At 62.6% G+C, this 24,724-nt stretch carries 25 protein-coding genes; 9 read left to right on the top strand and 16 right to left on the bottom strand.

Going from position 1 to position 24,724, the window contains the following annotated elements:
* Positions 1-16: 16 nt before the first annotated feature.
* From ACZ5U1_RS15185 to ACZ5U1_RS15160, 6 genes are all read right to left on the bottom strand, one after another.
* Positions 17-379 (bottom strand): hypothetical protein, encoded by a 363-nt coding sequence (locus ACZ5U1_RS15185; RefSeq protein WP_464780720.1) that lies wholly within the window; start codon positions 377-379, stop codon positions 17-19.
* Positions 380-400: 21 nt separating this feature from the next.
* Positions 401-1,249: a class III extradiol dioxygenase subunit beta gene (locus tag ACZ5U1_RS15180; RefSeq protein WP_464780719.1), complete on the bottom strand. Its 849-nt coding sequence runs from the start codon at positions 1,247-1,249 to the stop codon at positions 401-403.
* Positions 1,249-1,653, bottom strand: coding sequence for a protocatechuate 4,5-dioxygenase subunit alpha (ligA, locus tag ACZ5U1_RS15175; RefSeq protein WP_464772535.1), 405 nt, complete (start codon positions 1,651-1,653; stop codon positions 1,249-1,251). The genes ACZ5U1_RS15180 and ligA overlap by 1 nt, the downstream gene beginning before the upstream one ends.
* A 106-nt stretch (positions 1,654-1,759) precedes the next feature.
* Positions 1,760-2,785, bottom strand: coding sequence for an amidohydrolase family protein (locus ACZ5U1_RS15170; protein WP_464780718.1), 1,026 nt, complete (start codon positions 2,783-2,785; stop codon positions 1,760-1,762).
* Positions 2,786-3,139: 354 nt separating this feature from the next.
* Complete coding sequence (locus ACZ5U1_RS15165) at positions 3,140-4,042, bottom strand: NAD(P)-dependent oxidoreductase (RefSeq protein WP_464780717.1); 903 nt, start codon at positions 4,040-4,042, stop codon at positions 3,140-3,142.
* Positions 4,043-4,106: 64 nt separating this feature from the next.
* Positions 4,107-5,258, bottom strand: coding sequence for a LysR substrate-binding domain-containing protein (locus ACZ5U1_RS15160; protein WP_464780716.1), 1,152 nt, complete (start codon positions 5,256-5,258; stop codon positions 4,107-4,109).
* 103 nt (positions 5,259-5,361) lie between these two features.
* Here ACZ5U1_RS15160 and ligK point away from each other — a divergent pair, with 103 nt between their 5' ends.
* From ligK to ACZ5U1_RS15130, 6 genes are all read left to right on the top strand, one after another.
* Positions 5,362-6,036, top strand: coding sequence for a 4-carboxy-4-hydroxy-2-oxoadipate aldolase/oxaloacetate decarboxylase (gene ligK / locus ACZ5U1_RS15155; protein WP_464780715.1), 675 nt, complete (start codon positions 5,362-5,364; stop codon positions 6,034-6,036).
* Positions 6,029-7,084 carry a 4-oxalomesaconate tautomerase gene (locus ACZ5U1_RS15150; RefSeq protein ID WP_464780714.1) on the top strand — a complete coding sequence of 352 codons (1,056 nt, stop codon included), beginning with the start codon at positions 6,029-6,031 and terminating at the stop codon, positions 7,082-7,084. Before ligK ends, ACZ5U1_RS15150 begins: the two co-directional genes overlap by 8 nt.
* Positions 7,081-7,968, top strand: coding sequence for an amidohydrolase family protein (locus tag ACZ5U1_RS15145; protein ID WP_464780713.1), 888 nt, complete (start codon positions 7,081-7,083; stop codon positions 7,966-7,968). Before ACZ5U1_RS15150 ends, ACZ5U1_RS15145 begins: the two co-directional genes overlap by 4 nt.
* A 141-nt stretch (positions 7,969-8,109) precedes the next feature.
* On the top strand, positions 8,110-9,213 hold the full coding sequence (locus ACZ5U1_RS15140; protein WP_464780712.1) for a Rieske 2Fe-2S domain-containing protein: 1,104 nt from the start codon (positions 8,110-8,112) through the stop codon (positions 9,211-9,213).
* A gap of 8 nt (positions 9,214-9,221) precedes the next feature.
* Complete coding sequence (locus ACZ5U1_RS15135; RefSeq protein WP_464780711.1) at positions 9,222-10,184, top strand: PDR/VanB family oxidoreductase; 963 nt, start codon at positions 9,222-9,224, stop codon at positions 10,182-10,184.
* Between the two features lie 89 nt (positions 10,185-10,273).
* Positions 10,274-11,215 (top strand): helix-turn-helix domain-containing protein, encoded by a 942-nt coding sequence (locus tag ACZ5U1_RS15130; RefSeq protein ID WP_464780710.1) that lies wholly within the window; start codon positions 10,274-10,276, stop codon positions 11,213-11,215.
* 162 nt (positions 11,216-11,377) lie between these two features.
* Here the strand turns inward: ACZ5U1_RS15130 and ACZ5U1_RS15125 are convergent, their stop codons facing one another.
* The 4 genes from ACZ5U1_RS15125 to ACZ5U1_RS15110 are packed head-to-tail and all read right to left on the bottom strand — an operon-like array spanning position 11,378 to position 14,362.
* Positions 11,378-11,731: a dihydroneopterin aldolase gene (locus ACZ5U1_RS15125; RefSeq protein WP_464780709.1), complete on the bottom strand. Its 354-nt coding sequence runs from the start codon at positions 11,729-11,731 to the stop codon at positions 11,378-11,380.
* On the bottom strand, positions 11,724-12,629 hold the full coding sequence (locus ACZ5U1_RS15120; protein ID WP_464780708.1) for a bifunctional 5,10-methylenetetrahydrofolate dehydrogenase/5,10-methenyltetrahydrofolate cyclohydrolase: 906 nt from the start codon (positions 12,627-12,629) through the stop codon (positions 11,724-11,726). Before ACZ5U1_RS15120 ends, ACZ5U1_RS15125 begins: the two co-directional genes overlap by 8 nt.
* On the bottom strand, positions 12,598-13,458 hold the full coding sequence (purU, locus tag ACZ5U1_RS15115) for a formyltetrahydrofolate deformylase (RefSeq protein ID WP_464780707.1): 861 nt from the start codon (positions 13,456-13,458) through the stop codon (positions 12,598-12,600). The genes ACZ5U1_RS15120 and purU overlap by 32 nt, the downstream gene beginning before the upstream one ends.
* Positions 13,459-13,483: 25 nt before the next feature.
* The gene (locus ACZ5U1_RS15110; RefSeq protein WP_464780706.1) at positions 13,484-14,362 is read right to left on the bottom strand and encodes a methylenetetrahydrofolate reductase; all 879 of its coding nucleotides are present in this window, start codon (positions 14,360-14,362) and stop codon (positions 13,484-13,486) included.
* Between the two features lie 134 nt (positions 14,363-14,496).
* On the opposite strand from ACZ5U1_RS15110, the gene ACZ5U1_RS15105 reads away from it, so the two are divergent.
* Both ACZ5U1_RS15105 and desA read left to right on the top strand, forming a co-directional pair.
* Positions 14,497-15,231, top strand: coding sequence for an alpha/beta fold hydrolase (locus ACZ5U1_RS15105; protein ID WP_464780705.1), 735 nt, complete (start codon positions 14,497-14,499; stop codon positions 15,229-15,231).
* The gene (gene desA, locus ACZ5U1_RS15100) at positions 15,228-16,622 is read left to right on the top strand and encodes a syringate O-demethylase (protein WP_464780704.1); all 1,395 of its coding nucleotides are present in this window, start codon (positions 15,228-15,230) and stop codon (positions 16,620-16,622) included. Before ACZ5U1_RS15105 ends, desA begins: the two co-directional genes overlap by 4 nt.
* Positions 16,623-16,819: 197 nt before the next feature.
* On the opposite strand, the gene ACZ5U1_RS15095 is transcribed toward desA, so the two are convergent.
* The 6 genes from ACZ5U1_RS15095 to ACZ5U1_RS15070 form a co-directional block, all read right to left on the bottom strand.
* Positions 16,820-17,569 carry an IclR family transcriptional regulator gene (locus tag ACZ5U1_RS15095; RefSeq protein ID WP_464780703.1) on the bottom strand — a complete coding sequence of 250 codons (750 nt, stop codon included), beginning with the start codon at positions 17,567-17,569 and terminating at the stop codon, positions 16,820-16,822.
* Positions 17,570-17,606: 37 nt separating this feature from the next.
* On the bottom strand, positions 17,607-18,011 hold the full coding sequence (locus ACZ5U1_RS15090) for a nuclear transport factor 2 family protein (RefSeq protein WP_464780702.1): 405 nt from the start codon (positions 18,009-18,011) through the stop codon (positions 17,607-17,609).
* A gap of 112 nt (positions 18,012-18,123) precedes the next feature.
* Positions 18,124-18,660 carry a 2,4'-dihydroxyacetophenone dioxygenase family protein gene (locus ACZ5U1_RS15085; protein ID WP_464780701.1) on the bottom strand — a complete coding sequence of 179 codons (537 nt, stop codon included), beginning with the start codon at positions 18,658-18,660 and terminating at the stop codon, positions 18,124-18,126.
* 31 nt (positions 18,661-18,691) lie between these two features.
* Positions 18,692-21,262, bottom strand: a complete 2,571-nt coding sequence (locus ACZ5U1_RS15080) for a TonB-dependent receptor (RefSeq protein WP_464780700.1) — start codon at positions 21,260-21,262, stop codon at positions 18,692-18,694.
* A gap of 154 nt (positions 21,263-21,416) precedes the next feature.
* Positions 21,417-22,175, bottom strand: coding sequence for an SDR family NAD(P)-dependent oxidoreductase (locus tag ACZ5U1_RS15075; RefSeq protein WP_464780699.1), 759 nt, complete (start codon positions 22,173-22,175; stop codon positions 21,417-21,419).
* A gap of 83 nt (positions 22,176-22,258) precedes the next feature.
* Positions 22,259-23,191 (bottom strand): AraC family transcriptional regulator, encoded by a 933-nt coding sequence (locus ACZ5U1_RS15070; protein ID WP_464780698.1) that lies wholly within the window; start codon positions 23,189-23,191, stop codon positions 22,259-22,261.
* A gap of 310 nt (positions 23,192-23,501) precedes the next feature.
* On the opposite strand from ACZ5U1_RS15070, the gene pabB reads away from it, so the two are divergent.
* Positions 23,502-24,710: an aminodeoxychorismate synthase component I gene (gene pabB, locus ACZ5U1_RS15065; RefSeq protein WP_464780697.1), complete on the top strand. Its 1,209-nt coding sequence runs from the start codon at positions 23,502-23,504 to the stop codon at positions 24,708-24,710.
* Positions 24,711-24,724: the final 14 nt, after the last annotated feature.

The following is a 24,724-nucleotide window of genomic DNA, read 5'->3' as shown; positions in this document are numbered from 1 at the left end:
TGGCCGCGCGCTCTGGCTATCGCTGCATCAGCGCGCGCATCACCGTCATGAATTGCTGATAAGTCTGCCCCACATTGGCTGCGGACTGACTGTATGCCGGGTTCTGCCGGTCGATTTCGACGACCGGCCAATCCGCCTGGTGCAACGCCGTCGCCGTGCGGAACTTGCCAAAGGCATCGCGGAACCGGCGACTATCCTCATCGGACAGGTTCAGCTGCGCATCCGCCTGGCACAATCGGTTGATCTCTTCCTGCAACGCCCGCCGAGCCTGCAAATATTGCTTTTCCCAGCCCGGCTCCGCACCGGTGGATAGCGCACCCAGTTGCTTATGCACCTGCTCCAGCCTAACCAATGCATCCTCGATGTCGGCGCGCGCCATGATCCATCCCTTCGATTGTCGTTATGAATCGTCGGGTTTCAACACCAAATGCCCGACCGCCGTATTGGATGCGGGAACATGATAATGGCGATGCAGCGGCGTGACCTTCTTGCCCAGCGCACCGCGCATGATCAGCCACATCACCATCTCGATCCCCTCCGATCCGGTTTCCCGCAGATATTCGATATGCGGGATGGCGCGCAACTGCCCATTATCTTCGGCACTTAACAGGTCCAGGAAGCGATTGTCCCATTCGGCGTTGATCAGACCCGCGCGTGGCCCCTGCAACTGATGGCTCATCCCGCCCGTGCCCCACACCTGCACGTTCAGATCCTCGGGGAAACTTTCCACCGCCCGCGCGATCGCCTCACCCAACAACCAGCAGCGATTGCCCGATGGCGGCGGGTAGGTGACGACGTTGACGGCAAGCGGGACGACCTTGACCGGCCATTTGTCGGGCTGCCCGAACAGCAGGCTCATCGGCACGGTCAGCCCATGATCGACGTCCATCTCGTTGATGATGGTCATGTCGAACTCGTCCAGGATCAGGCTCTGCGCGATATGCCAGGCAAGGTCCGCATGCCCCTCCACGTCCGGCACCGGGCGCGGCCCCCATCCTTCGTCGCAAATCCCGTACCGGTCGGCACAGCCGATCGCGAAGGTCGGTATGATCTTCATGTCGAAGGCGGACGCATGGTCGTTATAAACCAGTATGACGACGTCCGGCTTTTCCTGCGCGATCCATTGGCGCGACCAGTCATATCCGGCGAACACGGGCGCCCAATAGGGTTCGCCCACTTTCCCATTGTCCATCGCGGCGCCGATCGCCGGCACATGGCTGGTCCCTACGCCAGCGGTAATGCGGGCCATCAACGTTTCTCCCTTATCGAACGCTGGCCCTCTGGTGATCGCCCTCCGGCGACCATCATGGCCTGATACTCTTCCGTGCTCATGCCCGTCATCGTTCCTACCGCCTGCAAGAATGACATGCCGTCGGTCGAAAACACCTTGGCCAGGAAATAGATATTGCCCCCCAAATCCAGGCAACGATTATAGTCGCGATCCAAAATCGCCTGCCGCTGATCTTCGGTCATCGGCCATTCGTTCAGATAGGCGCGCTCGTCCGCCTTCCACCGTTCGCGATTATCGCCTTTCATCAGGCTCATCGCGAACTGGTTCATCCAATAACCCTGCCGCGCGCGCTTTCCGGTATAGACGCGCGTGCCGGGGATATCGTCGAACTCGGCCAGATATTCATGGATATCAACGCTCATCGGCGGTTCTCCAGACAAAGAAAAATCCATCTCCCGCCCCGTCCTTCCACAGCAAGGACGGGAGATGGACCCACCCCCCAAGGGGCTGCAAGGGGGGTACGGTAGCTCACAACCCGCGCGCCTTCAGCTGCGCATCCAGACGCGGGAAAACACGGCGAGCATTGCCCTCGAATATCGCGTGTCGTTCCGCATCGCTGATATCCAGCGCATCGACATAGCGCTTGGTATCATCGAAATAATGGCCGGTCGTCGGATCGATCCCGCGCACCGCGCCAACCATCTCGGACCCAAAAAGGATATTCTTGTTGTCGATCACATCGGCCAGCAAATCGACGCCCGGCTGATGATAAACGCATGTGTCGAAAAAGATGTTGTTCATCAGATGCGTGTCGAGGTTCGGCTTCTTCAACATGTCGGCAAGGCCCCGATACCGCCCCCAATGATAGGGCACCCCGCCGCCGCCATGCGGAATGATGAAGCGCAATGTCGGGAAATCCGCGAACAGGTCGCCCTCCAGCAACTGCATGAAGGCGATCGTGTCCGCCGCGATATAATAGCCGCCGGTCGCATGCATCGCCGGGTTGCAGCTGCCCGACACATGGATCATCGCCGGAACCTCCAGCTCGACCATCTTCTCGTAAAAGGGATACCAGTAACGATCCGTCAGCGGCGGATGCTCAAAATGCCCGCCGCCGGGATCGGGATTAAGGTTGCACCCGATAAAGCCCAACTGCGTGACGCACCGTTCCAGCTCGGCAATGCTGTTGCCCATGTCTGCCTTGGGCGACTGCGGCAGCATGCACACGCCAGCGAAAGTCTCGGGGTACAACCCCACCACCCGCGCGATCAGGTCATTGCACCGCATCGCCCATTCCCGGGCGACCTCCGCATCCCCAACATGCGGCGCCATCGCCGAAGCACGCGGGGAAAAGATCGTCAGGTCCGCGCCTCGTTCCTTGATGAGGCGCAACTGATTGGACTCGATCGTGTCGCGAATTTCATCATCGCTGATGTCCGGATAAGGCGGCGCAGCAACGCCCGCCTTGAACGCCGCCTTCTGCTCTTCCCGCCAGGCATCATGCCCCTTGGGGAGCACCGTATAATGGCCATGGCAGTCGATAATCAGGCTCATTCGTCTCTCAGTCCTTCAATCACAGCATTCATACATCGCCGTCATCCGGCACCTCGTCATCCCAGCGAAAGCTGGAATCTCACGCCTCATTCTGCCCCTACCAAGCTCGTCACCCCGGGCCTGACCCGGGGTCCCGCTTTCCCTTCATCGACGTCCCGCCAAGTCAGCGAGACCCCGGATCAAGTCCGGGGTGACGAAGGGGGGAAGCGCCATCGCCTAACTCCCGTCATCCCAGCGAAAGCTGGGATCTCGTGCCCCCAGGTCGAACCTCGCCCGCCTGAGATCCCAGCTTTCGCTGGGATGACGAGACCTCGTTAATAGCGCCCGCTAAGAGCCCTCGAGAATTCCACCCCTTCAAGCCGCAATCCCACAACCATCACCGGCCACATCCTCACCCCGCGCCAAAACCACCCCAAGCTTCCCGCTCAACCCCTCGGGCACCACCTCCACGCCCAGCGCCCCAATCGCCCGCTGCCGCTCCACCGTCCCGCGCGTCATCGCAGCCCCGGTGCCCAGCGCCTCCAGCGTCTTCACAACCTCTTCCATCTCCGCCGCACGGCGCAGCCCATGAACCAGCATCCGTTCCAGATTATAGTCCGCCCGCTCGCCCCAAGGCCGCGCCTTCTCGCTCGCATCGAGCGACGCCAGCACCTCGTCGCGCACGCCCGCCGCCTCCGCCGCCAGCACGCATTCCGCTGTCAGCGCCTCCAGTCCCTTGACCATCACCGACCGGATCATCTTGATCGCGGACGCACGGCCCACCGCGTCACCGACAACCCGCACATTGGTAAAGCCCAACGCTTGCAACCGCGTTGCGGCCTCTTCCGCCATTCCCCCGCTCAACAGCAACGGGACGGACAGCGCCGCCGGGCGAACCGGCGCCATGATCGCAACATCGACATATCGTCCGCCTGCCGCCTCGATCGTCCGCGCCGCTTCCTGCTTCGTCTGCGGCGCCACGCTGTTCATGTCGCAATAGATAGCGCCGGGCGCGATACACTCCGCCGCCGCTTCGGCCACCGCCAGTGCCTGATCCGCCGTCACCAACGAAATCACCAATCCCACGCCGGAAAGCGCATCTTCCAGAAAGCGCGCGCCCAGCACATGGGCGTCCGCATAGCTGGCGATCATCGCGTCACGCGCCGCCGCATCTTCAGTCTTGCTGTCGAATATATGCGCCCGCGCGGCCCAGCCCCCTGCCAATGCAAAGGTCGAACCCGCCTCGCCAAATCCGATCAGACCGACTTCCTGCTCCATTTGCCAAGGGATGGCCGATCCCTATCGGCCCCGCCAATCGAATCCCCGGCGGCTTCATAAGTTTTTACGAACTTATGTTTTCGACCTCCTGATCTATCGCTGCCATGAAACAGTGTTGCAATCGTGTCGGGCGCCAATCCGTTCTGGTGGTCAGCCCGATCATGCGGCTGATCGCGCCGGGCGCGGGACCGATGTCGATCACCAACCCGGCGTTAAGCTCCAGCGCCAGTTGATCTTGCGATAGCATCGTCAGGTAATCGCCGTTCACCAGCAGCTCGCGGATCGTCATCACCGATCCGCATTCGATCGGCACGGCAGGCAATTCGCCGCCCAGCGTCTCCACCATCTCCCGCCACAACTGCCGCAACGGCGTCCCTTCCGGCGGCAATATCCATGGGAAACGCCGTAGAGCGTCCGCGTCCCATCCCCCCGCCAGCGGATGCCCGGCCCGCGCCATGATCGTCGGCCGGTCCTCGAACAGCGGCTTTTGCACCAGGTCCTGCCCGACCGACGCATCACGCAGCGCGCCGATCATCATGTCCACCTCGCCATCGCGCAACGGGCCGACCAGTTCGGCATGTGATCCTTCATGGACGCTGATATGCACCTGCGGGAACTCGCGCCGAAACCGGCTGATCACGCGGGGCAGCAGCCTTGCGCGAGACAGCGGCATCGCGCCCACGACGACGCGCCCGCTCTCCTGCCCTTTCAGCGCCTCGATCTCTTCCAGCCCCGACCGCAGTTCCGCCAGCGCCAGCCTCAGCCGTCGCGCCAGCGCCGCCCCCGCATTCGTCAACGCCACGCCCCGGCCACGCCGCTCCGCCAGCCTGTATCCCATCGCGAGGCCAAGGTCGCCCACCGCCCGATGCAGCGACGGCTCTGTCACGCCTGCCTCGGTCGCCGCCGCCGCATAGCTCCCCGCCCGCGCCAGCGCGACAAAGGCCCGGATTTGCGCCGCCGTCGCCCGGTTGCTGCCGATCAGCCGCAACGCCGCTTCCAGTCGGGGCGCAAGCCTCACCGCCGCTTCCGTCGGCGTCATGCCGCCGGGGTGCCGCTCGAACAGCGGCAGGCCCAGCTGCGCCTCCAGCTTGGCGATCCCCTGAGTCACCGCAGGCTGCGTCAGATTGACGGCACGCGCCGCCAGACTGACGGTCCCTTGAGCGACCACGGCGGCGACGGCAGACAGGTGCCGGATATTGAACTGATCAGGTGTCATCACGAACACTTAGCAAAAACTAATAATAATGACACAGTTCAAACTTGTTCAACCCGTTTTTTCTCGCCACTTCCTTCATGCTTTCGCCAAAGGAGCAAATCGCATGTCCGGCATCGTCGTCCAGAATATCGACCGGGCGGACCTTTCCACCATCGACGCCCTCGCCCATTGCGGCGTCGCCACCGTCCACGAATCCCAGGGCCGCACCGGACTCCTCGCTCCCTATATGCGCCCCATCTATCCCGGCGCCCGCATTGCAGGCAGCGCCGTCACCATCTCTGCTCCTCCCGGCGACAACTGGATGATCCACGTCGCGATCGAACAGCTCCGCGAAGGCGACATCCTCCTCCTCGCGCCCACCAGTCCCTGCACCGACGGCTATTTCGGCGACCTCCTCGCAACCTCAGCCCAGGCGCGAGGCTGTCGCGGCCTAGTCATCGACGCAGGCGTCCGCGACATCCGCGACCTCACCCAAATGAACTTCCCCGTCTGGTCAAAGGCCGTCCATGCCCAAGGCACGATAAAGGCGACGCTCGGCAGCGTGAACATCCCGGTCGTCTGCGCCAATGCCCTCGTCAACCCAAGCGACATCATCATCGCAGACGATGACGGCGTCTGCATCGTCCCACGCGCCAACGCCGCCGCTGTCCTCGAAAAAGCCCAAGCCCGCGAAGCCGCCGAAGAAGCCAAGCGTGTTCGCCTCGCCGCTGGCGAACTCGGGCTCGACATCTACAACATGCGCCCGCGCCTTGAAGAAATGGGCCTCAAATATGTCTGACTCGGCCCGTGTCATGTGGATGCGCGGCGGCACGTCAAAGGGCGGCTATTTCCTCGCCGATGATTTGCCCGCCGACCCTGCTGCCCGTGACAGCTTCCTGCTGCGCATCATGGGTTCACCCGATCCCCGGCAGATCGACGGCATGGGCGGCGCCGATCCGCTGACCAGCAAGGTAGCCGTCGTCAAAAAGTCGGCGCGGCCCGGCGTGGATGTCGACTATCTCTTTCTCCAGGTCTTCGTTGACCAAGCCATTGTCACCGACGCACAAAACTGCGGCAACATCCTCGCTGGCGTCGGCCCTTTCGCTATCGAACGCGGCCTTGTCGAGGCACGGGATGGAGAGACCCGCGTCGCCATCTACATGGAAAATACCGGCCAGACCGCGATTGCGACCGTGCAAACCCCGAACCGTATCGTCCATTATGACGGCGACGCGAAGATCGACGGGGTCCCCGGCACCGCTGCCCCTATCCCGCTGGAATTCCGCGAAACTGCCGGTTCGTCCTGCGGCGCCTTGCTGCCGACTGACAATGCCTTTGACGAGATCGAGGGCGTTCGCGTCACCCTGATCGACAACGGGATGCCTTGCGTCGTCATGAAGGCGCAGGACTTGGGCATCACCGGCTATGAAGATCGCGACGCGTTGGACAAGGACACCGCCCTGAAGGCTCGCATCGAGAAAATCCGTCTCGCCGTTGGAGAACGGATGAACCTTGGCGATGTAAAGGAAAAATCCGTACCCAAGATGATGCTGGTAGCACCCCCGCGCCACGGCGGCGCGATCACGGTGCGCAGCTTCATTCCCCATCGCGCCCACGCCTCCATCGGCGTGCTGGGCGCGGTCAGCGTCGCCACCGCCTGCCTCATTGAAGGCACGCCAGCGACAGAGCTTGCCGCCATTCCCGATGGCAGGATCAAAAGCCTTTCGGTAGAGCATCCCACAGGCGAAACCACCTGCGTCATGGAACTGGACGATCAGGGCCAGGTCGTCAGCGCCGCCTTGCTGCGCACCGCTCGAAAGCTGATGGACGGAGAGATTTTTGCATGACGGATCGTGTTGTTAGCTGGCACTCCAATCCGTCAGCCCCTCGCTTCACGCCACCCCCGGGCGCGGTCGATGCGCATTGCCATGTCTTTGGCCCAATGGCGCGATTTCCATTCAGTCCCAAGGCAAAATATCTTCCAGAAGACGCAGGGCCGGATATGCTCTTCGCGCTTCGGGACAGGCTGGGATTCTCCCGCAACGTCATCGTCCAGGCAAGTTGTCACGGAACGGATAATGCCGCGACTTTGAACGCGATAGCGCAGTCAAACGGCATGGCGCGCGGAGTGGCGGTGGTCGATCCGGAAATCAGCGACGCAGAACTTGAAACGCTGCACGAAGGCGGCATTCGCGGAGTGCGGTTCAACTTCCTCAAGCGCCTCGTCGATGATGCGCCAAAGGACAAATTCCTCGAAGTCGCCCGCCGCATCCAGCCGCTTGGATGGCATGTGGTCGTCTATTTTGAACCCGACCTTCTGGAAGAACTACGCCCTTTCCTGGACGCCATTCCCACCCTCATCGTCATAGATCACATGGGCCGTCCGGACGTCACCCAAGGGCCGGACGGCATCGACATGCGCGCTTTTCGCACCCTGCTCGACAGCAGGGACGACATCTGGACCAAGGTCACATGTCCCGATCGGTTGGACCCGCAAGGTCCCCCGTGGGACGATTTCGCAAGGACCGTCGCTCCTCTGGTTGCAGATTATCCGACCCGCGTGCTTTGGGGCACCGATTGGCCGCACCCGAACATGGAAAAGGCAATTCCCGACGACGGCGCGCTGGTCGACATGATCCCGCGCATCGCGCCCACCGCCAGCCTCCAGCATAGTCTGCTCGTCGCCAATCCCACCCGGCTTTACTGGCCCGAGGAAATGGCTGTCGATTAGTTTACAGCCGAAACCACCTCAAGGCACTGCTTCCTAGTCCCAACTTTTGTGCTCTCCTGTCCGCGCAAGCCCGGACGCGCCGATCTATCCTGACAGCGAAAAACGGCCCCGCCGATGGGCTGACACAATGCGGAGAGGCAGATGTTCCTTAAGAATTGCTGGTATGTAGCCGCCTGGAGCAGCGAGATCGGACGCGCCCTGCTGGAACGTCAGATCTGCAATGAATCGATTGTCTTCTACCGCGCGGAAAATGGCGATCCAGTCGCTCTCGGCAATGTCTGCCCGCACCGCTTTGCCCCGCTAAGCGCCGGAAAGCTGATCGGCGATGATGTCCAGTGCGGTTATCATGGCTTCCGTTTCGGCACCTCCGGTGGCTGCACCCGAACGCCGCTGATCGACGGCATCATCCCGGCGAAGATGCGGGTGAAGCGCTATGCCGTGGTTGAACGCTACGACATGATCTGGCTGTGGCTCGGCGATGCGGATCATGCCGACGAAAGCACGATCCCCGATTTTTCCTGCAACAATCACCCGTCCTTCCGCCGCATCGAAGGCATGATGGAGGTCGCGGCCAACTATGAGCTGATCAGCGACAACCTGCTCGACCTGACCCATGCCGAATTTGTGCATGAAGGCGTTTTGAACAGCGAAGCGCTGACCCGCAGCAAGCTGGAAACGCTGCAAAGCGGCACCACGGTCTGGTCCAACCGCTGGGCGCATGACGGAGCGGCGGCGCCCGCCTGGGCCGCCGCCTTCGACAATTATGCCGAAAATGTCGATCACTGGGCCTATATGCGCTGGGACCCACCGGGCAACCTGTTGCTCGACGTTGGCGTGACGCCGGTGGGCAAGACGCGGGATGAGGGCGTCTGGCTCTATGGATGCGACCTGTTGACGCCCAAGGATGCGACCTCCAGCTGGTATTTCTGGTCCTTCGCCCGCAACTACAAGGTTGACGATCCGGCGGTGGACGAACTGTGGCGCGCCGCGATCGAGATCGCCTTCGTCGGGCAGGACAAGCCGATCCTGGAAGAACAGCAACGCATGATGGGCACCCGGACGCTCGATGAGATGGGACCGGTGATGGCGTCAGCCGACGTCGCGGCAACCCGCGCCCGCCGCATCATGAAGAAATTGATCGCCGATGAGGCCGAAGGCGCCCTGCCTCAGCCCGGCGCAGAAGCACCCCTTGACTTGCTGAGGCGCAAGGCCGGTACGCGCCTGCCGGTCGAACCGGTGGTTTGAGGCTGACCATGGCGAAGCTGATTGACGGGCTGGCGCTCGAAATCACCGGGCGGACTCTGCTAGCCCCGGACATCGTGCGGATCGACTTCGCGCGTGCTGATGGCGGTGAGCTGCCGCCCTTTAGCGCAGGCGCACACATCGACGTGGCGGTGGATGATGGACTGGTGCGGCAATATTCGCTCTGCAACGATCCCGCGGAGCGGCACCGCTACCAGATCGCGGTGCTGCGCGAACCACAATCGCGGGGCGGGTCTATCCGAGTGCATGACGCCTTCCACCCAGGGCGGCAGGTGAGCGTCGGCACGCCGCGCAACCTGTTTGCGCTCGCCCAAGGAGGCAGCCGACATGTGTTGATCGGTGGCGGCATCGGCATCACGCCGATCATGTCCATGGCGGCTACACTGGCGAGCCAAGGGAAGTCCTTCGATCTTCATTATTGTTGCCGGACGCCCGAAAGCGCTGGGTTTGGCGATGCAGTCGAGGCGGTGGGCGGACGCACCTATTTCAGCCGCCATGACGGAGCGCCCCGCTTCGAGCCGGCAGCAGCGCTCGGGTCGCCCCGCGCGGACACCCATGTTTATGTGTGCGGGCCGGCAGGCTTCATGAACGCCGTGCGGGACGAGGCTCAGCGGCTTGGCTGGGCGGATACCAACATCCATCGCGAACTGTTCGAAGCCGCCGAACCGCTGGTACAGGCAGGCGACCAGCCCTTCGATGTGTGCATTGCCAGCACGGGCGCGACCTTTACGATCGCGCCCGGTACGTCGGTTGCCAGCATTCTGGCTGACGCGGGGATCGACGTGCCGGTCAGTTGCGAACAAGGCGTGTGCGGCACCTGCGTCACCGCTGTGCTGGACGGCGTGCCCGACCATCGGGACAGCTATCTGACCGATGAAGAACGGGATGAAGGAAAGCTGTTCACCCCCTGCTGTTCACGGGCGCGGTCACCGCTGTTGCTTCTCGACCTCTAACCCAACGTCCTTGTGGCGCGCCCCCGCCTTTCCCGCTATCGTCGCGGCCTAGCGCGCGATTGACGGCGCGGGAAGGAGACGGACTGCGGGTGAATGGCCCCGGCTATCACGTATCGACCGCCGCGCTGGACGGCGCGCCCGCCTTTGACCATTGGCACGGGCAGGTGCAGGCGCATGTGACGCCCATCGACATTCGCGTGCCGGATCGTACAACATTCCGCGGCGAGTTGCGGCAGCAGCATATCGGCGACGTGCAATTCTCCGTCATCAACGCAACCAGCCAGGAAGGCGTGCACGACGCCAGCGGACGCCACGGCGCCTCGCCGCGCTTCGACCTTGTCTATATGCGCAGCGGCGGCATCACCCTGCGCCAGAATGGGCGGGAGGCTACGCTGGGCGCGGGCGAGGCATTGCTGTTCAGCCATCTCGACAATTTCAGCTTCGTCACATCCGCATTTTCGGAAGCCTATCTGGTCGCCCTGCCCAGTGTCTGGATCGAACGCTGGCTGGCCGATCCCTATGCCTGCACCATCCGCCCGCTGATCGGATCATCGCCATGGGGCGTCGCGATCGACGGGCTGTTGCACAGCGTCGCCCATGCCGTGGAGGAAGAACGGCCCCTTCCCGCTCACCTGATCGCTGATCAGCTTGGCGGCTGCCTGGCGCTGATGTGCGAGGGGATGGCGGGCGAGGAAACCACCCATCGCCGCCGCCTGGTGCACCAGATCCGACGGACGCTAGCCAGCGGCTTCGCGGACCCGGACCTGACGCCCGCAGCCATCGCCGCGCAGCATGGGATCTCGGTCCGCTATCTCCATAGCCTGTTCGCCGCGTCGGGCAGCAGCGTCGGGCGCGAACTGCGCACGATCCGCTTGGGCCGCGTCCGCGCGATGCTGGAGGACAGAGCGTGCCGCAGCCTGACCGTCAGCGAAATCGCTTATGCGTGCGGCTTCAATGACCCGGGCTATCTCGCCCGCTGTTTCGCGCAGGAATATGGGCGATCGCCGACTTCTTTTCGGAAGGATGGTTAGGGGCTCAGCTTCTTTCCGGCGTAAACCACATCACCGTTCGCCCTGAGCCTGTCGAAGGGCTTTCCTGCCCCTAAGAACAAGAAAGGGGCTTGGGCAAGCTCAGCCCGAACGGGGAGAATATGAGCTATTTCCAGGCATGATCGTCTCATGCCTATCAGCGCCTCACTTCGACATCGATATCGTGACCGACGCCATCCCCGAAGGCAGCGCGCGGGGCTTGTCGATCACCACCTCCGCCTGCCGCACATGGTCGAAGGCGAGGCAGGCTCGCGCCAGTTCCGCGCCGAACGTCTCGATCAGTCCGATGCGCTTTTCCGCGAGCATCCGTGCCAGCTCATGGACGCGGCGATAGTCGATCGTCGCGCCCAGCATGTCCTCGGTCACAGGATCGACCAGCAGCGTGATGCTGACCACTAGCGGCTGGAACGTGCCAATCTCGTCGGGATTGATGCCGATGTCCGCCATCAGCGGCAGGTCGCGCACGGCGACCCGCGTCGTGGAGCAGGACTCAACCAAGGAACGCCGCCCGCTTCGCCGCCTGCACCGTATTGGCAAGAAGGCAGGCAATGGTCATCGGCCCCACCCCGCCCGGCACTGGCGTCACCGCTCCGGCATGGGCGAGTTCGTCAAAAGCGCAATCGCCCACCAGCTTTTCCTTTCCATCCTTATCCGTCACGCGGGTGATGCCGACATCGATCACGATCGCGCCCGGCTTCACCCAGTCTCCTCGCACGAGGCGCGGGCTGCCTGCTGCGGCAACGACGATGTCGGCCGTGCGCACGATGTCCGCCAAGCCCTTCGTCGCGATATGCGTGACGGTGACGGTGCATTCGCGTTCCAACAGCAGCATGGCGACTGGCTTGCCGACGATGTTGGACTTGCCGATCACCACGGCGTTGAGGCCGCGATACTCCTCCACGACCGTGTCGAGCAGGCGCATGCAACCAAGCGGCGTGCAGGGCACCAGCCCACCAATTCCGGTCGAAAGCCGCCCGACATTGACGGGATGGAACCCGTCTACATCCTTGGTCGGGTCGATCGCGTCCAGCACCCGCGTCGCGTCGATCTGCCGGGGGAGAGGCAACTGCACCAATATGCCGTGGACGCCCGGATCGGCATTCAACGATGCGATCAGCGACAGCAAATCGGCTTCCGCGATGGAGGCATCCAGCCGATGCTCGATCGACCGCATGCCCGCTGCCTTCGTCTCCTTGACCTTGCGGCGGACATAGACCTGGCTTGCCGGGTCCTCACCCACCAGCACAACGGCGAGCGTAGGCAGCACCCCGGTGCGCGCGTGCAGCTCCGCCACCTGGCGTGCCGTCTCCGCGCCGATCGTGCGGGCGAGCGCCTTGCCATCAATGGTCCGGGCCACGCGCGGATCAGTTGCGGAAAACGACTGTGCGACCGTCATTGACCAAGACCCTGTCTTCCAGATGAAAGGCGACCGCCGTCGCCAGCACACGCCGTTCGATGTCGCGGCCCTTGCGGACGAGGTCGTCGGGGCTGTCGGCATGACTGATCCGCTCGACGTCCTGATGGATGATCGGCCCTTCATCGAGGTCGGCGGTGACGTAATGCGCGGTCGCGCCGATCATCTTGACGCCGCGCGCATGGGCCTGGTGATAGGGCTTTGCGCCCTTGAAGCCTGGCAGGAAGCTGTGGTGAATGTTGATGCAGCGGCCCGACAGATAAGCGGCGAGGTCGTCTGACAATATCTGCATGTAGCGCGCCAGCACGATCAGTTCCGCGCCGGTTTCCTCGACCACCGCCTTGATCTGCGCTTCCTGCTGCGCCTTCGTGTCCTTGGTGACGGGCAGGTGATGATAGGGAATGTCGCCGATCATCGTGGTGTTCAGCGCGGCCATCGGATGGTTGGACACGATGCCGACCACATCCATCGGCAATTCGCCGATGCGGTGGCGGTAGAGCAGGTCGCCGAGGCAATGGTCGAACTTCGATACCAGCAGCAGTACGCGCCGCCGTTCCGCCGCATCGCGCAGGCTCCAATCCATCTCATGATCGGCGGCGACGGTGGAAAAGGCCGCGCTCAGCTTGCCGATGTCATTCCATGGCTCCGCCAGCTCGGCCACAACGCGCATGAAGAACAGCCCGCTTTCGCGATCGTCGAACTGCTGGGCTTCAAGGATATTGCCGCCATGCGAGGCGAGGAAAGCGGCAACGGTGGCGACCAGGCCCGGCCGGTCGGCACAGGACAAGGTGAGGATGCAGGTCTGGGTCAATCGATCCCCCTATGGATGATGTGCGTTAATTCTGGTTAGACCGGTGCTGTCCGATCCACTCCGCCGTCCGGGCAAGCCCGCCGAACGGATAGAAATGCAGCCGCACCGGGCCATGACTGGAATGGAGGCCAGCGGCGATATCGCCCACCAGCCGGTCTGGGCCAGCAGCGCCCAGCAGGCGCGACAGGGAAATCCCATACTTAGCAAGCACCGACGCAGACGCGCCCACGCCGCAATGGGCAGCAAAGCGCAGCAGCGTCTTGATCCCCGCCGGTCCCGGCACGCCGATCCGCACCGGCGCATCGATGCCCCGCCGCCGCAGGTCGATCAGCCAGTCGAGCACCGGCGTCGCATCAAATCCGAATTGCGTGACGATCAGCGGAGCCATGCCGCGATCCGACACCTCCGCGCATTTCGCCAAAAGTGCGCTCCACCGGGCCTCTTCGTCCATCACCGGATGACCTTCCGGGTGCCCCGCAATACCGATCGCCTTCACGCCATTGTTTTCGAACAGACCCGTGCGCAGCAGCGAAAGCGCATCCTCGAACGGCCCCGCAGGAACAGGAGGATCGCCCGCCACCAGGAACATGCGGCGCACACCCGCCTCTTGAGCCGACCGACGCACCGTCTGTTCCAGCTCCTCAAAGGACCCGATCCGCCGCGCCGACAGATGCGACATGGGTTCAAAGCCAAGGTCGCGGACCAGCTTCGCCGCATCGATCCGCGCATCGATCGTCTCGCCCGGCAGGAAGGTGATGGCGATCGGCGTTTCGGGCGCCAGCATCGACGCGGCAGCGCGCAGGGCGTCGCAATCCTTGGCCGTCATCTCGATCGAATAGCCATCGGTGATCCGATCGGGGATATGCTGTTCCCAATTCGGGTGGATCGTCGCCGCGCCCGCCATGACCGCTCTCCTGAAATCTTTGCGCTTTGCCGGGCAGCTGCGGCCACCCGATCTTTTTGCCATTTCTTCTCTAGCGCCTTTCCTTTAATTCGTATATAGGAAATTTCACGAATACGAATTAAGGCGATTTCATCGTGTCTGCTTCCGCCGCAAATCTTGTCCTTCTGCCCGGCCTTCTCTGCGATTCCCGCATGTTCGCCGCGCAGCTGAAGCGTTTCCCTGACGCTTTGGCGATCGATGGCTTTGGCGCGTGCGACAGCATCGTGGAAATGGCTCGGCGCGTGATCGCCTCTGGCACCGAGAAGATGGCGCTGCTCGGCCATTCCATGGGCGCGCGAGTCGCGCTGGAGGTTGTGCGGCTAGCGCCCGAACGGGTCGAAAAGCTCGCTCTGATTAGCACCGGCACACACACTGTCCGTGAAGGAGAGGCAGAGAAGCGCCACACCCTGCTGGCGCTCGGCCGGGCGGAGGGCATGGCCGCACTGGTGGACCGCTGGCTTCCCCCCATGGTCGCCCCTACCCGCCGCGCCGATCAGGAGTTAATCGCACCGCTGCACCTGATGGCGACACAGGCGGGGATCGACACCTATGCGGCGCAGATCACGGCCCTTCTTAGCCGCCCGGGGGTCGAATCGCTGCTGCCCAACATCGCCTGTCCAACGCTGGTCGCGGTGGGCGACGCTGATGAATGGAGCCCGCCCGAACAGCACCGCTACATAGCCGCGCGCATCCCAGGTGCGCACCTCAAGATCATCGCCGAGGCGGGCCACATGCTGCCCGCCGAGGCGCCTGATGCCCTAAACCAAGCCATAGCCGACTGGCTCGACATGCCCGCCGGTTCCAATGTCAAAATGGGAGACGATGAATGACTGAAAGCCTGCAAAATCTGGTCGAAGGCAAGGGTGACCTCGTTCACTTCCTGCGCAACCAGCAGACCGGCCCCAACGCCTATCCGGGCGTTCCTGCGGAATATTCCAACTGGCGCAACGAACAGACCGCATGGGCGCAGAAGGCCGTGCTGTTCAACCAGTCCTATCACATGGTCGATCTGGAAGTCAGCGGGCCGGACGCCTTCGCGATGCTGAACCATCTTGGCATCAACAGCTTCAAGGGCTTCATCCCCGACCGCGCCAAGCAGTGGGTGCCGGTGACGCCCGACGGCTATGTCATCGGCGACGTGATCCTCTTCTATCTGGAGGAAAACCGCTTCAACCTGGTCGGCCGCGCGCCAGCGATCGAATGGGTGGAATATCATGCCCAGACCGGCAAGTGGAACGTCACCGTCGAACGCGACGAGCGCACCGCCGTTCGCCCCGACCCGGAAAACCGCAAGTCCTACCGCTACCAGCTGCAAGGGCCGAATGCGATGCAGACGCTGGAGGCGGCGATGGGCCAGACCCCGCCTGACCTCAAATTCTTCCACATGACCACGCTCGACATCGCCGGTTGCAAGGTGCGCGCTCTGCGCCACGGCATGGCGGGCCAGCCGGGCTATGAGCTGTTCGGTCCCTGGGCCGAGCGCGAAACCGTGCGCCAAGCGCTGATCAAGGCAGGCGAACCCTTCGGCCTGACGCTGGTCGGGGGCCGCACCTATTCCTCGAACACACTGGAATCGGGCTGGATCCCCTCCCCGCTGCCTGCCGTCTATAGCGGCGAAGCGCTGAAGCCCTATCGTGAATGGCTGACCGCCAACTCCTACGAAGCCAAGGCATCGATCGGCGGCAGCTATGTGCCCGACAGCATCGACGGCTATTATCTGACCCCCTGGGATCTCGGCTATGGTCCGTTCGTCAAGTTCGACCATGACTTCATCGGCCGGGAAGCGCTGGAGAAGATCGCAGCCGGACCGCATCGCAAGAAAGTGACGCTGGCGCTCGACAGCCAAGACGTCGCCCGCGTCATCAGCTCCGCCTTCCAGAAGGGCGACCGCGCGAAATATTTCGAATTTCCCTCGGCCGTTTATTCGATGCACCCTTATGACGCGGTGCTGGTCGACGGCAAGCAGGTCGGCCTGTCCACCTGGGTCGGCTACAGCGCCAATGAAGGCCGGATGCTGACGCTCGCCATGCTGGACGCCGAATATGCAGAGCCCGGCACGAAGGTGACGCTGCTGTGGGGCGAACCCGATGGCGGCACCAGCAAGCCGACCGTCGAGCCGCATATCCAGGTCGAAATCCACGCCACTGTCAGCCCCGCGCCCTATTCCGAAGTCGCGCGTGACAGCTACGCGGATGGATGGCGGACCCGCAAGACCGCCTGATCATCCAACCGGCGGGGCGTTTTTCTCCCTGGCGCCCCGCCGGATTTTTTTTGGGGGGGGGCAGTGCTGCTGTGCTCCTGCGAAGGCAGGAGCCTAGTTCGGCGCTTGGACCTGGGCTCCTGCCTTCGCAGGAGCACGGCATATATCCATCACCCGTTTGCCCTGAGCGCGAACGGCGCCGGGATCAGCGGCATACTTCAAGCAATATCAAACAAAGCCGCCGTCCGTGTCAGCGCGGACACCACGCGCCGGTCAAGTTCCTCATCGAACCGCACTACCGGCACGGCGACGCTGAACGCCCCGGCCACTTCCCCATCCGCGCGCGCCACATAGGCCAAACCGTAGATGCCGGGCGTGCTTTCTTCCCGCGTGCGCGCCACGCCCGTCTGCCGCACCAGCCTGATCTCCTGCCGGAGGGCATCCGCGTCCGTGATCGTCGTGGGAGTCAGCGCCTCGCGACGGCTTTCCTCCAGATAGCGTTCGAACTCTTCGTCTGGCATCGCCGCCAGCAGTGCCTTGCCCGCCGAAAAACAGTGGAGCGGCGTGCGGCGGCCGGTCTGCACCGCATAGCGCAGCGCATGATCGCTGGTTTCGGTGACCAGCGCCTCCATCTCCCACCCTTTGCGCACAAAGAAGGAGCTGGTCTCGTTCAACTGGACGCGCAGCGACCGCACCAGCGGCGCGGCCCGTTCGGCAAGGGAGAAGGCAGGCGTCGGCCCTTGCAGCCGGGCCAGTCCCGGCCCCGCGCTATAACGCCGCCCTTCGCGTTGCAGATAGCCGCGCTCCGTCAGCGTCGCCAGCAGGTAGGACAGGCTACTGACCGGGATCGACAGCGCCTGCGCGATCTCCTGCGCCACCAGCGGGCGACGGCATGACACGACATATTCGATGATGTCGATCGTGCGCATGGCGGATTTGACGGTGGGCGATAGCGTCTGTTCGTTCATGGCCCGACTTTAGCATCAGGAATGAAATGGAATAGCCTCATGCCGAAAAGATGAGCGATCCGCTGCGTTCCAGGAAACGCCATCCTCCAGTGGTGCGGATGAACCTGTCCTTGAATGATCCCACCAACGGCGCGCCTGGGCCGACGAACAGCAGCATAGCGCTTTCGCCTGTGGCCTCATCTGTGCTGAGTATGTCGATGACGACATTGGCGCAGACATGGCGGGTGGTACGCGGCGGGCGGGCGAGGAAAGCGGCCAGTATGGCTTCGCGGCCAACAATCGGCTGATCGGGCGCGGTTGGCCGGGATAGTCGGCCATCATCTGTGAACAAGTTGGCTGCGGCTTCCCATTTCGCCGCATCGTTCAGGTTGGCATAATGGTGGACGAGACGGGTACAATCCCACTCGATTGCGCGGCGCTGGTCGGGGGTTGGGAAACTCATGAGGCCTTCGGCGCTGTGGCGTGTGCGGCTTTGCGTGGCAGAGGCCTGCTCTTGGTCATTTTGCAATCCATCCGCCGGGAGGCGGGCCTACTCCTCCCGGCGGACGCCCCCTTCAGAGATAGAGTTGCGGGTTGATGGGAATGTTGTTTTCCCGGCAGTAGCTTTCATAATGGTTGATGAACCACCATACGTCGACGGTCTCCACGAACTGGCCCTGGTCGTCGTAGAATTCGATCGGACCCTGCATCCATCCCCACAGCTTGCCGCCCTGCGGATGTTCGCTGACCAGCGTGTGGCGTTCGCCGGGAACTTCCAGGAAGAAGTCGCCCGGACCTGCGACCCAGTCATGTTCCAGATAGCGCAGGCTGCCTTCCAGGCACATCATGACCAGTCGGCCGCGATGCTTGTGGGTGCCCAGCACGCCTGGACCCTTCAACCACAACACGTTGCAATAGATGTTCTGGCGGACGTCAAAGGCCAGGTGACGAATGGCGGCATTTTCGCCGAACGGCACCCAGGGGCTTTCCGCTTCCGATGGTCCGACGAAGCTGCCCTGCACGCCACGCGCTTCGATCACATGCGCCAGATTTTCGGGAACGTCGACGATCTTGAAGGCAGTCGACGGAGGGGCGTTCATTGTAGTGGCCATGATGCTATCCTGTATTCCGTGTCTGGATTTGTTAGAATTTCACGCCCAGCCTGGCATACCATTCGGCCGGACGATTATAGGTGCCGTAGAATTGCCCCCCGGCGATCTGCGCCTGACCCGTGGTCAGGAAGCGTTCGTTGAAGACGTTGGTGCCGCCCACCGTGACACTGTAGCGGTCGTCGGGCAGGCGCAGCGTGACATTGGCATTGACGACGTTCGAAGCCTTCCGGTTGAGCAGGAAGGTCCCTTCGGTGTCGTTGCGCATCCGCGACGTGTAGGTCCAGTCGGCCAACATGATGAGCTTCGCGCCGCTGCTGCCCACATCCAGCTCGACGCGCGGGCTGACATTGACCTTCCAGTGCGGCGTCTTGGGCAGTTCCGCGCCGACGAACACACCGCCCTGGATCACGCTGGGCGCCACCACCGCGCCCGGTAGCACCGACGTATATTTGGCGTCGATATAGCCGAGCGATGTCGTCAGGGCGAAGGCTCGGATGGGCGCGAACACCGCTTCGGCCTCGAACCCCTTGATGCGGGCGTCACCGGCGTTCTGGATGGTGGGGGACACGCCCTGCTGGAAGTTCAGCTGGATGCCCTTATAGTTGGTGGTGAAGGCTGCGAAGTTCAGCTGCAGACGCCGGTCGAACAGCTTCGACTTTAGCCCGATTTCCCAAGTCGTCGCCTTTTCCTCGTCAAAGTTTGGGGCCTCGGGCAGCGGGTTCGACAGACGCGTGGTCCAACCGCCGGTCTTGTATCCCTTCGACCATGACGCATAGGCCATCACATCGTCCGTAGGATAAATCTGCACGCCGATCTTGGGCGAGAAATTGTCGAACGTCTTGCGGTTCACGCCACCAGGATAGAGTTGCAGCGGTGCATTGGCGTTGGGGAAGCCCGCGGCGATGCGGCAATCGTCGCTGATCGGCGTGAGCGATGCGCAGGGCGGGACGCCAAAGCCGTTCAGGATCTTGTAGGTCAGGCCGTTAAGATCAGACTGGAACCCTTCGAAGGACTTCTTTTCCTTGGTATAGCGCGCACCGACCGTGATGCCGATCAAGTCAATGGGCTTGAAGTCCAGCTGGCCGAACAGGGCGCCATTCTTGGTACTCAGGAGATTGTTGCCATCGACCTGCAATAAGCCTTCGGCGAAGGTCACATAATCGTGAAGATTGCCGGACTCCTTGAAGTAATAGGCACCCAGAACATATTTCAGCCGCTCATCCAGCGCATTGCCCAGAAGCTGGAATTCCTGACTGAACTGCTTCTGGTTCATTTCGAAGCTGATCTGGAGCATGTTGAGCGGCGAACCGTCATTGTCCATGCCCACCTTCCAGTGCAGTTCGCGATAGGAGGTGATGGATTTGACCGTCAGACTGTCCGACAGGTCATATTCGATCGTGCCAGCGCCGCCATAGGATTGCATGCGGGCGAAGTTCAGCCCCGTCGCATAGCTGCTATCCTTGTCCCCAGTGACGAAGCGATTGTCATAAGGCAGGCGATTATTATCGGGGTTCGCGTCGGCATTGACGCCGAAGATCGCGGGCAGGTCAAACATGCCGGTACGGCCAGCGCGACGGTAGCCATAGGCGAAGGACGGCGGACCGTTGCCGCATCCCGTCGACTGCCCGGCAATGGCGCAGTTATAGCTGCCCGCGAAAACGTCGAACGCGCCGCCCGCAACATTGGGCGTGGTCGCGAGCAACGTATTGGGAAGCTGTTCCTGCCTGCTGCTGCTATAGTCGCCGCTCAGCGTTACCCGCACCGCATCGCTCGGTTCCCAGCGCAGCTTGGTGCGCACGCTCCACGCATCTTCGCCGCCTTCGCGGCCTAGGCCGGTATTTTCATAACCCGCTCCAACATAGGCGGTGGAAGGTTCGACCTGATAGGTGCCCGGCTGCGCACCCGGAAATGGCTTGCGCTTGAAATAGCCGTCTCGCGTCTTGACCGAGAAGGACACCGAGCTCGACAGCCCATCCGCGATCGGAATGTCCGCCGTGCCGCGCGCCTGGAACAGCTTGTAGCTGCCCGTTGTTGCGTCGCCGATGAAGCGGAACTTGTCGCCCGGATCATGGGTGACGATGGAAATCGCGCCACCGATGGTGTTGCGGCCGAACAGCGTGCCTTGCGGACCTTTAAGCACTTCGATCCGCTCGACGTCGCCCAATTCCTGGTTCGCGCCGACCGAACGTGCAAGGTAGACGCCGTCCAGATAGACGCCGACACCCGGATCTATATTGAAGGCGAAGTCGTTGGACCCGATGCCACGAACATAGGCGGCCAGCACAGATGACGATCCGGAAAAGGGCGTTCCTGCGTCAAAGGTGACGTTGGGTGCGAGCCCCGACAGCGCGGCGACGCTCTGCACCGCGCGCTCCTGCAACGCATCATTGGTGAAGGCGGAAATCGCGATCGGCACCTTCTGCACATTTTCCGAACGCCGCTGGGCGGTGACGACGATATCCTGGATACCGCCGCTCTGGGGCGCTTCTTCCGTGGCGGGAACTGGCGCAGGCGTCGCTTCCTGGGCGTAGCCCGGTGTCAAAGTCCCGGCCGCTATGGCCAGCACCGACGCAACGGGCAATGCGGCTATCATCTTGATCATGGTTCCTCCCCTCGACAATGGACGCTTTTCGCGTTCATCATCGAAATGACAGAAACCCGCCTCCCCTGCTTGCACTGGAGCGCTACCGATCAGGACTCCAGCGCAATTTGATTCATTTCCACGAATTTTTCACGGATGTGAATTATCGCCTTGGTCAGGTTGCCAGATAGCCGCCATCGATCGGGATGCACGCGCCGGTGATGAAGGCCGCCCTGTCCGACAGCAGGAAGGCCGTAAGGTGCCCGCACTCCTCCGGCTCGCCCAGCCGCTTGATCGCCTGGGGCACAAGCAGCGCTTCCAGGAACTCGGGCGAAGTGCCGTCGAGCAACTTGGAGCGGATCGCGTTGGGAAGGATGGCATTGACGCGCACATTGACGTCCCCATTCTCCCCTGCCGCCGTTCGCGTCAGGCCAAGGATCGCATGCTTGGTCGCCGCATAGACGCCTGCTTCGCGCAAACCCACCGCTCCCGCGATAGATGAGACGTTGACGATGCTGCCGCCGCCCTGCTCCCGCATGACGGCCAGAGCGCCGCGCATGATGCGGAAGCAGCTTTTGAGGTTCACATCGTTCACCTTGTCCCACAGATCATCGCTGCTGTCCGCCAGCATGGATTTAAGGCCGATGCCCGCATTGTTGACGGCGAAGTCGATACGCCCGTTGATCGCGCGCGTCTGCGCAATCAGCGCGTCGATATCGGCCGCGCTGGTAACATCGGCCGCCATAAAGCGCGCGGTGCCGCCCGCCGCTTCGATCTCCGCGACCGCTTGCGCGCCTTCCTCGGCTGAGGAGGCAAGGTCGCTCAACACGACATTGGCCCCTTCCGCCGTCAGCACCTTGGCGATGCCGCGCCCGATGCCGCTGGCAGCGCCAGTGACAAAGCCCGTTTTCCCGGCCAGCAATCCGTTGGTCATCTGCGTCACTCCTGCATGCTGATGATCGGCGCGCTCCTGCGACCGGAGCGGCCGAGGGACGATCTTTGGAAATATACCGCTGGTCAGGCGCGCGCGATCTGGCGGCCTTCGCGGGGTGTATAGCCGTGCCGCTTGCGGAAGCAGCGCGCGAAATAGGCCGGGTCGTTGAAGCCGAGTTCGAGGGCGATCGCGGTGATGTTCGCCGCCCGGTCGCCCGCGAGCATCTCCAGCGCCCTTTCCAGCCGCCTGTCCAATATATAGGCGCGTAGCGTCGTGCTTTCAGCCGCGAACCAGGTCTGGATCGTTCGCGGCGATATGCCGACTTCGCGCGCAATGGATTCCGTATCGAGGTTCGGATCGCCCAGCCGCGCCTCCACTATCGCTTTGACCCGTGCCAGTCCCCGGCCATCGACATTGGGGCCGCCGCGCACAGCGCTGCGCAAGGCAAGGCCCAACAGGTCCAGCATCAGCGTTTCGGCGCCCTCGGCCCAGCTTGGATCAGGCGGCGCGGCGCGGCTCTCCGCCTCCCGCCACAGGGCAAGGGCGAGTTGGTGAAAGCTGTGGACGGTCGGCGAATTGCCGGGCGTCGGACTGCCGATATGGAGGTCCAGCTGCGGCACCCGCTGTTCCAGTTCATGGCGGGCAACGTCGACCACCATCATTTCATGGGATGCAACCTCGATCCGCATCGGCGCGGCCGTGGTGCAAATGGAAAGGTCGCCCGGACGCAGCACGCATTCGCGGCCGGATTGACGCTGCTCGCTAAGACCACGGGTCTGGAGGTGGACCAGCAGCCGCTCTTCCCCGTGGTGCCGCGCGCTGCGCGACACGACCGAAGATTCCGCCCGCGCCTTGAAAATGGTGAGATCGCCCAGCGTCCAACAACCGAGCTGACCTAGAAATTCGCGATTGGAACTGTCGATCATCAGCCCGGCGGACCGGCCAGAGGCGATCCTGTTCCAGTAGGCCAAGCGATCACGCCTGGCGACGTCCTGCGTCGAGAATTGCTCGATCATCCACCGCTCTCCTGACTGGGACAGTTTCACATAAATTATGAAAAGGAAATAGTGGCGGTCGTCATCCCCTTGACGTTCATCCGGCTCGTCGCAGATGATGGGGCCATAAGCATCGTCAAGATCCTGATAAATCTTATTTTATCTCCGCTCCCTTCCCTCCTGTGGAATATAGCGTCGGACTAAGACTTAGGAAAAATGAATATCTGCGGATCAGTTCGAATGATCGCTACGGCCCGATGTGGGGCCACAGCAGACCTAAAGCTCGTTCGGAGACCGAAGATTTCTCGGCGCGTGCGACGTGGAGCGTGCAATGAACCATCTTCTTACTGTGCCGTCGCAATCGGCCCGACCAGAATGTGGTGTGAAGGCCATGGGTTTCCTGTCGGCCTTCGATCAACCCTATGTGCTTTTAGACGACGCATCCTCGCCCAACGGCGACGTCACGCTCTTCACCCATCCGTTGCAAGTGATTGAGGCTGCGACGCTCTCGGAAGTTGCACCTGCACTGGAAGCGGTGCGCGCGGCCACGAGACAAGGCGCACACGCCGCCGGGTTTGTCAGCTATGATGCCGCTGCCGCCTTCGATACCGCCATGCCGGTTACCCGCTCCTGCGGGCCGCTCCTCTGGTTCGGGATATTCGGGACTCCATTGGTACTGTCGTCACAAATGTTCGCGGACCTGCTGCCCAGCGACACAGCGTTCCGCATGGGACCACTGACGCCCGCCAGCACTAAAAGGCAGCATATGGAGCGGATCGAAGACCTGCTCGAACTCATTCGTGCAGGCGATCTGTATCAGGCCAACCTCACTTTCCGCGCCGGGATGGACTTCGACGGTGATCCGCTGGCGCTCTACACCCGGCTGCGGCAGCGCCAGCGTGCCCCCTATGGCGCGATCATATCCACTGGCGCAGACCTCATCTTCTCCTTCTCGCCGGAGTTGTTCTTCACGGTGACTGGGCGCGACATCGCCTGTCGTCCGATGAAGGGTACGGCGGAGCGACACGGCGATCCCTCAGCGGATGCCGCTGCCGCCCAGTCGCTCGCCACCGATCCCAAACAACGTGCCGAAAATCTGATGATCGTCGACCTGATGCGCAATGATCTGTCGCGGGTGGCGGAGCCTGGATCGGTGAAGGTGCCGCAGCTTTTCTCAGTCGAAACCTATCCGACGGTCCACCAGATGGTCTCTGCCGTGACAGCGCGCCGCCGTGAGGATGTGGACGCTTTCGACATCCTCGCCGCCCTGTTCCCCTGCGGCTCCATTACCGGCGCGCCCAAGATCCGCGCGGCGCAAGTGATTGCAGAACTGGAAGACAGACCGCGCGGCATCTACACAGGATCGATCGGCCATTTCACCCCGGACGGTGACGCGCGTTTCAACGTCGCGATCCGTACCCTGACCGTCTCACCGGCAGAACGGCGGCTGACGATCGACCTCGGGTCCGGCATCGTCGCTGACTCCGATCCCCTCGCGGAATGGGAGGAGTGCCTGACCAAGGCACGATTTCTTGACTAGGATTTGCTTGCAGC

It is taken from the genome of Sphingobium sp. TomTYG72, from assembly GCF_055394715.1.
The sequence above is the reverse complement of the archived record's forward strand: the minus strand, read 5'-3'. Positions and strand labels throughout refer to the sequence as shown.